Origin of the sequence: Vibrio sp. SCSIO 43133 (assembly GCF_023716845.1) — a bacterium.
In the GTDB taxonomy this organism is placed as follows: Bacteria; Pseudomonadota; Gammaproteobacteria; order Enterobacterales; family Vibrionaceae; genus Vibrio; species Vibrio mediterranei.
Window position 1 is genome coordinate 960426 of record NZ_CP068025.1, and the last position, 13967, is coordinate 974392.

The following is a 13967-nucleotide window of genomic DNA, read 5'->3' on the forward strand; positions in this document are numbered from 1 at the left end:
TTTATTGTCCGTTATTGTATGTTAATGTCGCCATTCTCAGTACTGACACAGACTATTTACATGTTTTGTTAGGCACCATCTCAATAAAGCATTTTCCTTCGCTGTTAATACATAGGATTTGTGCTTTATCTTGAACCACTTTTACGTCTGTCGGCATTAAGATAGGCTTCTTAAATACAAAGCCCACATGATGAATAGCAGTTGAGTCAGATTCAAATTTCAAAAGTTTTGCCACCATATACATCCCATGAATAATAGGCTTGTTAAATCCAAACAATTTAGCTGACCAACGAGCCAGGTGGATTGGATTATAGTCTCCCGATAATTTTGCGTACTCTCGTGCTTGGCTGACGCTAACAGTAAACGTGGCTAGTTCAGGCAACGAGGTCGACAGCGCAGGGGTACTATTCTTGGATCTCACGTTTTTGCGTTTAGTCGGCATCAAATATCCAGATCGATACCTCGCAACCATCTGCCCTGAGCGGTAAAAAGCTCCACGTACTTCAAAACTCAATCCACGGTCAGTTTTTTGCTCTGCCTGTAACTCCAATTGAAACTCGTAACTTTGTTCGCCGTCAAGTTCATCAAACTGCTCAAACTCTATAGAGGCATGAACTAACCCTAGAGGGCGAATAGAGGTATTTGGATGAGTGAACAGTTGCAATTGCTCATTTTGAGTGGCAACAAATAGAAACGGTAATGGTACGGAGCCTTTGCTAAAGCCGAAGTAGTCCTTATAACGCTGAAGCTTTTCTGTATCAAAATGGAAATTTGAATTGGTTAGCGATAGCGGCCCAATACAAGTAATAGCATCGACATCGATCCTTTTCAGTAAGGCTTTGAATAGTAGAGTGGAATATCGACTGGAGCGAGAAGCATCAATGTGCATTGAAAATACCGTAAACGTGGCTGTTACTGATTAGGCCTAGTTTACCTTGTCTTGCTCCAATGAAATAGCGCCTCTCAAATGAGAGGCGCTAGATTATTTATCTGAATTCAGGTCAATTATTTCGGCTCATTCATCTTGATAACCAGCTTACCGAAGTTCTTACCTTCCAATAGGCCCATGAAAGCTTCTGGTGTATTTTCAAAACCATCTACTAGGTGTTCTTTGTACTTGATTTTACCTTCTGCAAGCCATTGTCCCATCTGAGTTGCAAACTCATCATAACGGTGTGCGTAGTCATCAAAAATGATGAAGCCTTGCATCTTGATCCGCTTAATAAGCAAAGTTGCTACCAACATTGACATACGATCAGGTCCTTCTGGTAGTGACGTTGCATTGTATTGAGAAATCAAACCACATACAGGGATGCGCGCACCCGTATTTAACAATGGCAATACCGCATCGAATACTTTACCACCAACGTTTTCGAAGTAGACATCGATGCCATTACCACAAGCTTCAGCAAGTTGCTGCGCCAGGTCATCTGATTTATGGTCTAAACACTCATCAAAACCTAGTACCTCTTTTGCGTGCTGACACTTCTCGGCACCGCCCGCAATACCGACGACTTTGCAACCTTTAAGTTTCGCGATTTGACCTACCGTTGCACCAACTGGCCCAGTTGCGGCAGCCACAACCACAGTATCACCCGCCTTAGGTTGACCAATATCCAAAAGGCCCATGTAAGCGGTAAAACCAGGCATACCCATTATACCAAGTGCAAATGAAGGATGACTTGGGTTCTTACCCAGTTTCACTAGCCCTTCACCATTAGAGATGGCGTAATCTTGCCATCCTGTATAAGCCAGAACCCAATCGCCTTGCTCAAAGTTTTCATTGTTTGATTGCTCAACCTGACAAACCGTTGCGCCGACCATGACCTCATCCAAGGCAACCGGATCCGCATATGACTCTGCAGCACTCATTCGACCTCGCATGTAAGGGTCAAGAGACAGATAAATCGCTCTTAACAGCATTTCCCCATCTTTTGGCTCAGGAATTACCGCCGACTCCAAACGGAAGTTCTCATTTACCGGTGCACCCACAGGGCGTGAAGCTAAGACAATTCTTCGGTTATTTTCTTGTGACATCTTGATTCCCTTTTGTTCTTTTGCCTTTAATATTAGACCAGTCGTCTAGTTTTATTTGATAAAAAAACCTGTTGTATAAACAGGTTATAAATTAATTACTTACGCTTTAACAGCTGCTCGGTCACTGATAGGGCTACCCTCAACTGTGCCGTGTCTTGGCTGAGCTTACTCAGCAGACTTGCACCTAACCATTGTTGGTAGACGGCACTGGCAGTGCTCAAGCTATCTTGAATAGCAATAGAGCCATCCTCGATACCTAACTCAATACACTTTGCAATTGCTGCAACGATTCGCTCCGCTCCAGTCAGTAGCTCCGAACGCATGGTTTCAGACAAATCAGAGACTTCAGCACCTAACTTAACTACTAAGCATTTATGTGCATTGCAGCGTCCCGATTCAATATCAAGCCAGCGATTGAAATAGCTCATTAAACGTTCATAACCGGTGCCGTTTTCACTACAGAACAGAGCTTCAATACGTTCCATATAGCCTTCAAAATAACAGGCAATCAAAACTTCTCCGAAGTGCTCTTTAGACTTAAAGTAATGATAAAACGACCCTTTCGGTACATCTGCTGCTTTCAATAACTCCGACAAACCCACCGCAGTAAAGCCTTTCGATAGTATTAACTGATACCCCACATCAAGGATATGCTGTCTTGTTTCGTTTGTTTTTGCATTCATGCCGCTACCATACAAACAATTAGACCAGTCGTCTAGTGATTTGTAATATCTTCATGTTCCACAGTTCGGTACGAACGTATTGTTACTGCAACCACAGTGACCCAAGCATGACTTACCTTTGTTTTTTGAGTTACAATCCCTTTCAATCTGACATCTTCAGAAAAACGAGGGAATGATGAAGAAAATTGTATTGATGTTTTTGCTCACTTTACCACTGATGGCTTGTACTGAAGTCGGCAGCGAAGCGTGGTGTAAAGACATGAAAGAGAAACCCAAAGGCGACTGGACAGCGAACGAAGCAAGCGATTACGCTAAACATTGTATCTTTTAGTCAAGCTAACTGAACCAAAGTAGCCTTAGATAGTCCCATTAAAAAAACAATGGGACTTCAAAATGATACGTTCACTTATTGTCACCTTAGCGTGGCTCTCCTTCTCTACTCATGCCGCAGTTAAGTATCAAATAACTACTCACGACGCCGACCCAAAGCAAATCACAATTCAGGCGGATACCTCTGACATTGGAACATTCCAACTTTCCAAGCCACGAACCACCAGCTCGTCAGATCTCTCTGACATCCGCTGCCTCTCCAACAATGGACAAAGTTCAACCGTCAGTTTTGACTCTCCTATTTCCTGTCGCCAAATATCCTGGATTGTCAGATTTGAAGCAAAAACATCTGACGAATTCGAACCTGCACAACAAGTTAATACCTATGAGCCAAATGAAGGCTGGCACTTTTTGAGCGAATGGAACTCACTGCCCACCATTCAAGGGCAAGACATTGAAGTTTGCGACCCAAACAACGTCTGCAGCGCAATGCCTAACTCAGATCAGCCGCCTCTTTTTGTGGTTTGGGGTATGCCTTATGAGCGTATGAATATCGGTTCTTCTACCGTCGTAGTGAAAAGTAATGCCTTGCCACTGCTTAAATCTAACAGTTCATGGTTTCAAAACTTGACGCAACAATTAGATTATCTGAGCTCCGTCTTTAACGACAAACAACCGCGTCAGTGGCAGCTCATCTATTTCTCTAAAGATAAAAGCCAACGCAATGTTTCAGGTGCGGCTGGATACAATATCCTCTTAAGCAATGTGCTCACTGACAAGGGAGCTTTTGCCAAGGACAGTATGTTTCATCTTGCAAAAGTGACAGCCCATGAGTCCATTCATTTCATGGGGTCTCGCTCATTACCCGTATGGGCAGAAGAGGGATTAGCTGAATATTACGCTATCAAATCCCTACAATTTACCGACTTGAGCAACAAACCTTCGCCCGTCGAAAATTGGGAAAAGGCATCGAAAGAGTTTCAGCACCTTGGAAATGTAGGGTTGATAGAAGCGGGTAAAAAAGTATCCATCGAGAACGACATGCAATATTACCCGTTGTTTTATGTTAAAGGTCCCGCGTTCTGGCAAACGCTCGACGAGCAACTACAAGCGAATCAAAGCTCTCTCGATACACTCGTCCCATTGTTACAAACAGGCAACGACTTCAACCTTCCCGATGCCTTTGTAAACCATGTCATCGGTATTATTGGAAATGATAAGTGGCAGGAAATTAGCTTAGCCTACTTGTAACTTTAAAGTACAATACAACGTCTTTTTGATATGAGAAAAAACCATGACAATCAATAGAATAAACCCAAGTAAACGTTGGTCTGATATCACTGTATTTAATGGAATCGGTCACTTTGTGGAAGTCGCAGAAGCGGACACCTCTGCCGACGTTAAAGGTCAGACACAACAGATTTTCGAACAAGCAGAACAGATGTTGACGCAGATGAACAGCGATAAATCACGCATTCTATCCGCTACCATCTTTCTTACTGACTTTGCCAATTTTGATGCATTTAACGAAGTATGGGATGAATGGTTTGCTGAAGGCACTGCACCAAGTCGAGCATGTGTGAAAGTTGAGCTCGCAGACCCTAACTTGCTGGTTGAGATTGCGTTTGTTGCAGCTGAGCGTTAGTAACTTGGCTCGAAATTGAATGCTCAAATAAACATAGTTGGCAAAAACGCCTGATGACGTTCATCAGGCGTTTTTAGTTTAGTCGTATGCCAAGCTGATTATTGAATCAAGTTAACGTAATCCAATGTATAAAACGGAACAGCAATCATAACCAACGACCAGACGACAAGGATGACATGAAGCACATCATTCTCAGAGAACCAGATTTTCTTCTGTTTCCAAAGAACCTCACCGATACCCATTTTCCAGTACTTATCATAGAAGTAGTAAGAGGCATAAATGAGCGCCCATGAAATCATGCATAACAAATCGTAAGTCGCGCCCGTTTTGATGTAGCTAACAGTATTGATGAAAATGAAAGCGATGAAGCTTGGCAAAGATGCGAACATCATAAACTCAAACGTGATGACCGACTTAGTTGCCGTAAACGCTCCCCAGAACGTAATAATGGTGTAGCCAACCGTCATTAATGCGGCATACCAAATGAAGATATCGAACCAAATTGACTCGGGAGGTATTGAGGAGTAGGCAATCGCAACTGTCATTGCATTCATACTAACTTGTTGGAAGATAAGATAGATCACTTCCCACCATGTCGTCCATGAACACTCTTCTCTGTGTTTGGCCTTAAGCTCATAACCGAATGCCTGATAACTGGTACCAGCGATGATCGCGCCAACACCCCAAAGGATCATCGAAATCCCCCACCAAATACGGGACATTTGACCATCTTGCATAACAAGGAATTGAACACCAACTAGCGTAACGATCACACCAAGTAAATATACCCAGAATGTTGATGAAGGCTGACTAATATCCAGCTCTTTACCAAGAAAATTGAATCGCACAAGCGGCTGCTCTTCCCCCCAGTTCTCCTTAGTCAAAGTTGGGTGTTTGAGCTCGTGAACTTTCTCAAAAATAGACATCTTAATTTCCTCTCAAAAAGGCCGAAGCATTGAGAGCCCCGGCCAGAATAAATTAATCTTCGTGGTCAGGGATAAGGACAAGCTTACCTACATGTTTGCGACTCTGAAGTTCCTCTTGAGCTTCAACGATGTGAGAAAGCGGGAATGTTTTAGAGAGCGCAGGTTTGATCTCGCCTTTTTCAATCGCTTCAATCAAACTTGGGAACACTGGTTCATCCCAACCAGTACAACCGATAAGCGTTAGATCTCGTAGATACATGGTGCGAAAATCAAGTTCTACTAAAGGTCCAGCAATCGCACCTGAAGATGCATAGCGGCCACCACGTTTCAGCATTTTTAGATTGTTTGCGAAGTTTTCGCCTGCAACGTTATCTATGATGATGTCTACCGACATTTCACCAAGAACCTCAAGTGCATGTCGGCCAAAATCAATCACTTCATCCGCACCATATGAACGTACACGTTCAATTTTATCTTCGCCTTCTGCAGCACCAATGACATACGCACCACGACGTTTCGCAAGTTGCACTACAGCAGAACCAACACCACCTGAAGCGCCCGCTACATAAACGCGGTCACCTGCTTTCACACCAGAACGTTGCACCATGTTTTCAGACGTGCCATACGCACACGGAATTGTGCCTAACTCAGCATCACTCCAGTCGCATTCCACAGGGAAGACTTCCGTTGCCGTTATTTTCACGTACTGAGCAAACGCGCCATCAAAATCAGAAGCCATCCAGATATTTTCTTTAGAATCGAAGCCTTCGTGACGAATACATGCGCGAATAAGTACACGTTTCCCGACCAAGTGTTGGTCAGCTTCATCCTTGGCTTCTACGACCAGACCTGCGCAGTCCGTGCCTTGAATAAATGGGAATGGCGTTTCTGCGTTCCAGCCACCGTCTTTCTCTTCAGCCGCATCACCAATCTCATGCTCATCCTCAGATAGGTTGTTCGTGCCTTGTGTCACCTTCTGTGAATACCAACCCAGTCGCGTGTTGATTTCGGTATTATTCACGCCAGCTGCAAGTACTTTAATAAGCACTTCGCCTTCACTGATAACCGGCATAGGAACATCTTTGTATTCCAGCATCTCGTAGCCACCATTGCCCATAGTGACCACTGCCTTCATTGTTTTGTCGCCTTCTTTAACTTCAAAACGATTCTTGTCTTTATTGATATGTAAATTAACTTTCATGTGTTTTCTCTCTAATCATGATGATGGCAGCTCAACGCTGCGAGCTTGTGTAGTTTTGGATTGGACTTCTGCTTTCTTAGTCATGTTATTGAACGCAATTGCGATGACAGCGCCAATAACGCCAAAGATCACAGTGACCACAAAGTAAGCGCGATAGCCGCCTTCGTTGCCGAACATGCTCCATAGGACACTGTTCATTTGAGGAATAAAAATGTCTGGTAGATAGCCAATTAGGCTGATAACACCGATTGCGGTACCAGTAAGTGCTGTTGGGATTTTTGCCTGACCAAGTAAAGACCAGTATGTACCGCGAATAACATAGACAAACACCGCCGTTAGAAGCACTAGGCCGCCGATAACTGTAGTGCCCGCAGAGTTGGGAACCATGGCTAGCGAAAATAAACATATACAGGCTAGAATTGAGCCAGACGCAACCGTTGTAGCTTTGCCAATTTTATCTGCTAGGTAACCGCCTAAGAAGCCGCCAATTGGACGCATCCAAAGCACACCTACCATCATCGAACCTACCGTAACGGCACTCATTCCGAGGTTTGTCTGAAGGTGACCACCGTAGTAATAGGTTGACCAGAAAACCGTATAGCCACAGAAAATAATCAAACCTTGGAGCCAGACGAACTTATTGCGGATGATTTTAGATACATCAGCCATACGGAATTTTTCGTCTTCCCCAGTTTCTACATTGCGCTCTTCCGCTGGCTTTACAAACAAAGCCACCAGCACTGCAATAGCGACTAGCGCAATCACATACATGTAGATAACAGACTTCAGAGCTGTCTCTTTATCTGCCAGTGCAACACTTTCACCAAGTGTTGTCGTGAACAGAGCTAGAGCGATACTGCCCAGAGCTGCCTCGACTAGGCCGCGTCCTCCATCTAAGAAGCCAAAGAAACGACCTTCTTCTTCAGGTGTTGACAGCATTTTGGTGAGCTTCATATGAGCTGACCAAAAAGTAAGTACCGCGAAGATACCCCAAACAATAAAGCACCCTACTACGCCGCCAAATTCAGGTGTTTGAGCAAACCAAAAACCACCTGCCGCAGTACCTAAGCAACTTACGACCAATAATGATTTAGCACTGAACTTATCGCTCAATACCCCACTAGGGAAATAACCTGCGATAAATACCAAACCAAGAATGGAGTAAATATTGTTTAGGTCGGTAACACTCATTTGGAACACTTCAAGAATTGTTTCTTGATATTGCGCTTTTAAATAAACCAAGGGGAATACTGCCCCGGCGGCTAATATTACGAGCGCGAATTGGAAATATCGCGCCAAATTGGACTTGTTCATATTATTACCTTTTGTTCATCGGTTATGAGCGTCAATTAGTCAGCACTAATTGACGCGTTTATTATTGGATTGGAGTTAACTTATTATTAGAATTGGTTAAATACTGTTTCGACCGCAAATGCGCCAGGATCTTTGGTTCCTGATAAGCTGTTGCTATTCAGATATGAAGAACGGCCAGCGTTAGCATTTGTCATATTAGCGGTCGCTTCTGCGCCTGCTTTTGCTGCTTTAATTGCTGCATCGAACCCTTGCTCTACCCACTGATTTAAAGCGGGGTAAAGAGCATCAATCATTGTGCGGTCGCCTGGTTTGGCTCCGCCATATTTCATCATCTGATCAAGACCCGCTTGCAAAGCTTTTGGTAATGAACCATTAAGGTCGTAGTCACGACCAGCTGAAGTAAACAGAATAGAGAGCAACACGCCAGAAGAACCGCCCATCACAGACGTTAAGCAATCGGCAATCGCTGCCATCAATTTAGCGATGTCTTGAAGAGGTAGCTCATTGGCCTCCAGTTTAGCCAGCACTTTGCTCGCACCAGCAGAGAAGGTGGAACCTGTATCGCCATCACCAACGATAGAGTCTAGATGATTCAACTGTGACTCAATGTTGATAATAGAATGGCAGACTTTTCTCAGCACCAACGCAGTTTCTTCATCGTAGGAAGCGGTATATTCCTTCTTAGTCACTCTGTTTTCGCAAGCCAAAGTTGGCAACTCACGATGTGCAACCATACCTGGCCAGGACTCTGTCTCTACATCAGCAATGAGTGCTGGCTCAATAGTTTCTGAAAGTTGAATCGTTGAAATCGAAAAACCTTTCATATCAACCGCAGTCATTAGCGCACCACTTACAATAAACTTGGCTTTCTGACCGACTTCAGACTCCATCAGCGCTTTCGCAACAACATTCATTTCTATCGGCGACAATCCACCTAAGTTATTAAGAAGCAGGGCATTTTCCGTCGTAGGTTTCGCTTGATTTAACTTGTTAGCCATCAAAGCAACAAGCTCATTTGCTGTCGGTAGCTCAATCGTTTCAATACCCGACTCGCCGTGAATACCCAGACCTAACTCTGCTTTACCGAGCTCAATCCTGTCTTTGCTTTCTCCTGGAAGCGAGCAGCTCGTCAGAGCGACTCCAATCGATGCCGTGTTCTCATGCGCGTCCATTGCCGCTTGCTTCACCTGCTCTAACGAACCACCACTCTCCGCAACGAATCCCGCGACTTTCTGTACAAATAGGGTTCCAGCGATGCCACGTGGCTGAGGGTTTTCTGGAATAGAGATATCATCACCAACGACAATCAGGTCAACCTTGTACCCCATCTCTTTTGCTTTCTCTACAGCAAGCCCGAAATTTAAACGGTCACCAGTATAATTCTTGATAATGACAAGGCAGCCCGAGTCTCCTGTTACATGAAGGATGGCATTAAGCACAGCGTCGACACTTGGTGCTGCAAACAAATCACCACATACCGCAGCCGTAAGCATACCTTTGCCAACAAACCCCGCATGCGCAGGCTCATGCCCAGAACCACCACCACAGATAATAGCAACCTTGTCTTTTTGCCAATCGCTACGAGCAACGACTTTAATATCGTTATTGAAATCTAATAAGGTCAAGTTATTGTTTTTCGCCGCGTAAAGCGAACCAGAAATAGAATCTAAAACAAATGATTGCTTCGTGTTCAAAATAAGATCTGACATTTTAATCCCTTGGTTAATTGACGGCGTTACTTATTGGTAAATTTCCAAGTGCCGTTTAGCGTTGGAGTCATAATAAATAGCCAGATTGGAAATTAAGAAGTAATAGCGTTGAGATTGGTTTTGAATTTTGATTGTTGTTTCAATTATCCACTCATTACTATTTTCTTATTGGGGTGACTTTTAATTTCGTCACGTTTTTTTAATGGCCGCCACCCTGTTGTTTCAACTTGAAACTCAAGTAAAAAAACAGCTGTTTCATTTGGGAACAAATCAAAATCATTGCCACTATTCCTAGCTAGACATAAGATGGTCTCAGTCCCTACAAATAGAGCGTTTAGATAAAAACATGAAACAACTAATAAATGACGTCGAACAAGTGGTGCTCGATCAAGTGGCTGGACTCACTGCCTCTCGCCCAGAAATCAAAGTTAATGAGAGTCCTCTTTACGTTTGGCATGACCTTTCACCAAACCAGGTTGCTTTAGTATCAGGCGGCGCTTCTGGACATGAGCCCATGCACGTTGGGTTTGTAGGTAAAGGTATGGTAACAGGAGCATGTCCCGGCGAGATTTTCACTCGAGCAACACCTGATCAAATTTACGAATGTGCAAGTCGCGTCAGTACTGACAAAGGTGTGCTGTTTTTGATTAAGAACTACACCGGAGATGTACTTAATTTCAAACTGGCCGTAGAACTGCTGCAAGCAGATGGCATTAAAGTCGGGTCAGTTTTAATTGATGATGATATTGCAGTGCAAAATAGCTTATATACCACGGGACGCCGTGGAGGTGCTGGCACCGTTTTACTTGAAAAAATAGTTGGTGCAGCAGCCGAGCGTGGCTATTCGCTGGAACAGTGCGAAACACTAGGCCGTCGAGTGATCAATAACTGTCGAACTTTGGGGATCGCACTCAATGCTCCTATCGTGCCTGAAGCAGATAATCCATGCTTCGAACTTGCTGACAACGAAGTCGAGTTTGGAGTTGGTATTCATGGGGAACCTGGTATGAGACGCATCGAATACACCAATGCGAATGAGCTAGTCAGTCAAATGTTCACAACTTTAGTACAAGACGCTCCCTATTCGCGCTTCATCAACGTCTGGGATCGTGAAGAGAGTCACTGGAACGAAACCGAGTTCACCACTGAACAATTTGAACCAGGCCATGACTATATCGTTATCGTTAATGGCTTTGGCGGCACTCCAGTTTCGCAACTATACGTAGCGTATCAACAGCTTGCCAAGTGTTGCCAGCAGGAAAATTTCAACATTGTAAGAAATATGGTCGGAAGCTACTGTACCGCTCTCGATATGGAAGGTCTCTCCATTACGCTTCTGAAAGCAGACAAAGAGATGATCGAACTATTTGACGCGCCCGTAGATACGCCAGCTCTTAGATGGTAACGAGCAGCAGTAAGGATACACAACTCATGCAAATCGAAAAACAGCACATTGTTAATTGGCTTGCTTTATGTGCGGAAGCTTATAACGAACATCAATTATTTCTCAACAACTTAGATCGTGATATTGGTGATGCTGATCATGGCAAACACCTCAATAGAGGCTTTCGAGTGGTCGCTGAAAACCTACCTTCGGTTGAGAAACAGAACATAGCTACGATATTGAAGAATACGGGAATGGCTCTAATGTCTAATGTAGGTGGTGCCAGTGGCCCATTGTATGGCACGCTGTTCGTTCGCGCTGCTGCAACCATTGGCAGCCGTGAGCAACTATCCTTTCAAGAGCTCCTCAATGGCCTAACTAAAGGCGTAGATGGGATGCTTAGCAGAGGAAAGGCCCGCCTAGGCGACAAGACATTATGCGATGTTTGGGTACCAACGATGGAGTGCGCTCAAACACATGTGGCTGAAGGAGTACCGATAGATGAGTTGCTGGATGATATGCTGTCTACCGCGGAAAAAAGTGCTGTATCGACGATAGAAATGCAGGCTAAGAAGGGACTTGCTAGCCATCTAGGACAAGCTAGTGTCGGCCACCAAGATCCCGGTGCCACATCATCACTGATGATGATTCAGGCTCTGGTTCAAGCTATAAAAGAAGGTTAACCAACCGCAAACGAGGTTGGCTAACCACTCAACCTCGTTCCATCATACTGCTGATTTCATACTTTTTCACTTTGCGCCACAAGGTGGTACGGCCAATGTTTAGCGCTTTAGCGATGTCTTGCATGCATCCTTCATATGCTTTCCAAGCTTGAATGATCGTCTGCTTTTCTACTTCTTCGAGAGTAAGAATTGGCGCAGCTACCTCTTTATAAGTAATAGAACGCACCTTAATCTCATCCGGAATGTCGCTCAGTTTTACCAGGTTTGAACTTCGATTCAGCAGTATTCGCTCTATCTGATTGCGTAACTGCGAATTGTTGCCAGGCCAAGGAAAATCAAGGAGCACTGGCATGACATTTTTGTCGATATTGACCGCTATGTTATGGCGCTGCTCGTAAGTGCTGACCAACTTTAAGATCATATGCTCTAGATCGTCTTTTCGTTTTCTTAAAGGAGGTATCGTCAATTCATTTGCAGAAATATCATAGAAAAGCTGTCTCAAGAAACCGCCTTGAGACACATATTCAGCCACGTTTGATGTTGTACTGGTGATTAGCTGGAACTTTGCCGTGATAAGTCGTTGGCTATCACTACGGCTGGTCAGTCCCGTTTTTAATAGCTTCAGGAATGCTGCTTGCAATTCACTTCCAAGGTATTCGATGTTCTCTACATACAAAGTGCCGTTTTGAGCCAATTCGAATTTCGAAAGTTGTCCTTCTCCTTCATCGAATCCAAGAACATCTCTTAATTGCTGATGTGCGTTCGTCGAACGGCAATTAAACGTAATGAATGGTCCTTCTCTATAATCACTTTCGTTATGAATGGCTTTGGCAAGATCAATCTTCCCTACACCTTCTTCACCAGATATCAGTATCGGCATATCAGAGTTGATAGCGCGCTTAGCCACTCTCAGCACATGTTTCATCTTTTTGGAGACAAATGGCAAACTGCTAAATGAATATTTAGCATTATCGCCTACCTGCTGCTGAATCATATCTTTGAACTTATCTATGGGGTGGATAAAGAGTAAATTGGTCCCATCCGACATGCAGCGAAAAGTAACAATCGCTTCAATAAAGCGCCCATCGACTTCAAAAGTGGTTTTCTTACGCAGTACTGTTTCGCCTTTCTCGATTGAAGACATGATGTTTGGAGCAAAACGAATAACGTCAAATACATCTCGCTCAAGTAAGTCGTTGTTATTGATACTCAGCAGCTTCTCTGCTTGCTGGCTAGTGTAAGAAATTAAGTTATCACCATCCCATGATAAGATTCCGTCATCAATATAATCCAATGCAGCACTATGAGCAGACTGGAGCCGATTCATGCTTTCCTGTTCATTCTGAATATGCAGTTGAAGACTCACCTCTCTAGCACATGAGGATGCAATGACCAGATTCTCCTTATTATAGTCTTGCGCATTTCTCACCAACATTATGGTTCCACAAAGCTTGCCATATGCGTCTATGATGGGTGCTGCTGCGGTGCCTATTTCGTGCAAATCTCGTTTAAAGTGCTCGCTTGCAAAGACCTCGCTTGGCATGTTTGTTTCCATAACAAAACTAACCGCATTGGTACCAATTTTATCTTCACTTAAAAAACAGCCGACCTTAATGCCGAGCGCCTCCATCTTCGCTTCAAGCTCTTCATGCCCAATCGTGAACATTACGCAGCCGTTGTCATCGGTCACTAGCAATAGCAATTTTTCTTCGCGCAATAGATCATAAGTATCTTCAACTACCGTCGCTGCACAGTTAATAATGCGCTCGGTACGTCGTTTCAAAGAAGCTAAGGTATAGCCCGAAGCAATGTGAGGACGAGACCATTTATAGGCGCTCATCTGCTTTACGCACTTCTCCCATGATAGGAAGATAGGTGATGTAGCAAACTCAGGGGAGACCCATAAATGCTTCTGGAAAAATTCCCAGCGCTTTTTGCAATTTTCAATAGACTGCATTGAATGAGATGTCATAGGAGAAAGACCGTATTGCCGACAGTATATAAGGTTAGTGTTCTGTTTTTAGGTGTCTCAATCACAGTTAAGATACCCTATTT

At 43.9% G+C, this 13967-nt stretch carries 13 protein-coding genes; 5 read left to right on the forward strand and 8 right to left on the reverse strand.

The features are described from left to right. Window positions 1-52: 52 nt before the first annotated feature. From JKJ11_RS21215 to JKJ11_RS21225, 3 genes are all read right to left on the reverse strand, one after another. The gene (locus JKJ11_RS21215) at window positions 53-889 is read right to left on the reverse strand and encodes a MaoC/PaaZ C-terminal domain-containing protein (protein ID WP_252039965.1); all 837 of its coding nucleotides are present in this window, start codon (window positions 887-889) and stop codon (window positions 53-55) included. A gap of 116 nt (window positions 890-1005) precedes the next feature. After that, window positions 1006-2037 (reverse strand): NADPH-dependent curcumin/dihydrocurcumin reductase, encoded by a 1032-nt coding sequence (gene curA / locus JKJ11_RS21220; RefSeq protein WP_252039966.1) that lies wholly within the window; start codon window positions 2035-2037, stop codon window positions 1006-1008. Between the two features lie 95 nt (window positions 2038-2132). After that, window positions 2133-2720, reverse strand: coding sequence for a TetR/AcrR family transcriptional regulator (locus JKJ11_RS21225; protein ID WP_252039967.1), 588 nt, complete (start codon window positions 2718-2720; stop codon window positions 2133-2135). 175 nt (window positions 2721-2895) lie between these two features. Here JKJ11_RS21225 and JKJ11_RS21230 point away from each other — a divergent pair, with 175 nt between their 5' ends. The 3 genes from JKJ11_RS21230 to JKJ11_RS21240 all read left to right on the forward strand — a co-directional run bounded on the left by JKJ11_RS21230 (window position 2896) and on the right by JKJ11_RS21240 (window position 4695). Then, complete coding sequence (locus JKJ11_RS21230; protein ID WP_006074668.1) at window positions 2896-3051, forward strand: DUF3012 domain-containing protein; 156 nt, start codon at window positions 2896-2898, stop codon at window positions 3049-3051. A 62-nt stretch (window positions 3052-3113) separates the two neighbouring features. Continuing rightward, window positions 3114-4301, forward strand: a complete 1188-nt coding sequence (locus JKJ11_RS21235; protein ID WP_252039968.1) for a hypothetical protein — start codon at window positions 3114-3116, stop codon at window positions 4299-4301. 43 nt (window positions 4302-4344) lie between these two features. Continuing rightward, window positions 4345-4695, forward strand: coding sequence for a RidA family protein (locus JKJ11_RS21240; protein ID WP_252039969.1), 351 nt, complete (start codon window positions 4345-4347; stop codon window positions 4693-4695). Between the two features lie 98 nt (window positions 4696-4793). Here the strand turns inward: JKJ11_RS21240 and JKJ11_RS21245 are convergent, their stop codons facing one another. The 4 genes from JKJ11_RS21245 to JKJ11_RS21260 all read right to left on the reverse strand — a co-directional run bounded on the left by JKJ11_RS21245 (window position 4794) and on the right by JKJ11_RS21260 (window position 9845). Then, a complete protein-coding gene (locus JKJ11_RS21245) occupies window positions 4794-5621 on the reverse strand; it encodes a hypothetical protein (protein ID WP_088878822.1) in 828 nt (275 codons plus the stop codon). A gap of 52 nt (window positions 5622-5673) precedes the next feature. Continuing rightward, window positions 5674-6822 (reverse strand): zinc-binding dehydrogenase, encoded by a 1149-nt coding sequence (locus JKJ11_RS21250; protein WP_252039970.1) that lies wholly within the window; start codon window positions 6820-6822, stop codon window positions 5674-5676. Between the two features lie 15 nt (window positions 6823-6837). After that, window positions 6838-8136, reverse strand: a complete 1299-nt coding sequence (locus JKJ11_RS21255) for an MFS transporter (RefSeq protein WP_198559133.1) — start codon at window positions 8134-8136, stop codon at window positions 6838-6840. 86 nt (window positions 8137-8222) lie between these two features. Continuing rightward, window positions 8223-9845 (reverse strand): dihydroxyacetone kinase subunit DhaK, encoded by a 1623-nt coding sequence (locus tag JKJ11_RS21260; RefSeq protein WP_252039971.1) that lies wholly within the window; start codon window positions 9843-9845, stop codon window positions 8223-8225. Between the two features lie 346 nt (window positions 9846-10191). Here JKJ11_RS21260 and dhaK point away from each other — a divergent pair, with 346 nt between their 5' ends. Together dhaK and dhaL are read left to right on the forward strand one after the other, a co-directional pair. Further along, entirely contained in the window at window positions 10192-11250 is a 1059-nt protein-coding gene (gene dhaK, locus JKJ11_RS21265) for a dihydroxyacetone kinase subunit DhaK (protein WP_252039972.1), read from the forward strand. Between the two features lie 26 nt (window positions 11251-11276). Further along, the gene (gene dhaL / locus JKJ11_RS21270) at window positions 11277-11912 is read left to right on the forward strand and encodes a dihydroxyacetone kinase subunit DhaL (protein ID WP_252039973.1); all 636 of its coding nucleotides are present in this window, start codon (window positions 11277-11279) and stop codon (window positions 11910-11912) included. 28 nt (window positions 11913-11940) lie between these two features. Here dhaL and dhaR read toward each other — a convergent pair whose 3' ends face one another. Beyond that, the gene (gene dhaR / locus JKJ11_RS21275; protein ID WP_252039990.1) at window positions 11941-13869 is read right to left on the reverse strand and encodes a dihydroxyacetone kinase operon transcriptional regulator DhaR; all 1929 of its coding nucleotides are present in this window, start codon (window positions 13867-13869) and stop codon (window positions 11941-11943) included. Window positions 13870-13967: the final 98 nt, after the last annotated feature.

Bases quoted from the DNA above. Each gene is read 5' to 3' on its own strand.
- JKJ11_RS21250 (WP_252039970.1), bottom strand. From the start codon at position 6,822: ATGAAAGTTAATTTACATATCAATAAAGACAAGAATCGTTTTGAAGTT.
- JKJ11_RS21215 (WP_252039965.1), bottom strand. From the start codon at position 889: ATGCACATTGATGCTTCTCGCTCCAGTCGATATTCCACTCTACTATTC.
- JKJ11_RS21245 (WP_088878822.1), bottom strand. From the start codon at position 5,621: ATGTCTATTTTTGAGAAAGTTCACGAGCTCAAACACCCAACTTTGACT.
- JKJ11_RS21255 (WP_198559133.1), bottom strand. From the start codon at position 8,136: ATGAACAAGTCCAATTTGGCGCGATATTTCCAATTCGCGCTCGTAATA.
- dhaL (WP_252039973.1), top strand. From the start codon at position 11,277: ATGCAAATCGAAAAACAGCACATTGTTAATTGGCTTGCTTTATGTGCG.
- JKJ11_RS21260 (WP_252039971.1), bottom strand. From the start codon at position 9,845: ATGTCAGATCTTATTTTGAACACGAAGCAATCATTTGTTTTAGATTCT.
- dhaR (WP_252039990.1), bottom strand. From the start codon at position 13,869: ATGCAGTCTATTGAAAATTGCAAAAAGCGCTGGGAATTTTTCCAGAAG.
- JKJ11_RS21235 (WP_252039968.1), top strand. From the start codon at position 3,114: ATGATACGTTCACTTATTGTCACCTTAGCGTGGCTCTCCTTCTCTACT.
- JKJ11_RS21240 (WP_252039969.1), top strand. From the start codon at position 4,345: ATGACAATCAATAGAATAAACCCAAGTAAACGTTGGTCTGATATCACT.
- JKJ11_RS21230 (WP_006074668.1), top strand. From the start codon at position 2,896: ATGAAGAAAATTGTATTGATGTTTTTGCTCACTTTACCACTGATGGCT.
- dhaK (WP_252039972.1), top strand. From the start codon at position 10,192: ATGAAACAACTAATAAATGACGTCGAACAAGTGGTGCTCGATCAAGTG.
- curA (WP_252039966.1), bottom strand. From the start codon at position 2,037: ATGTCACAAGAAAATAACCGAAGAATTGTCTTAGCTTCACGCCCTGTG.
- JKJ11_RS21225 (WP_252039967.1), bottom strand. From the start codon at position 2,720: ATGAATGCAAAAACAAACGAAACAAGACAGCATATCCTTGATGTGGGG.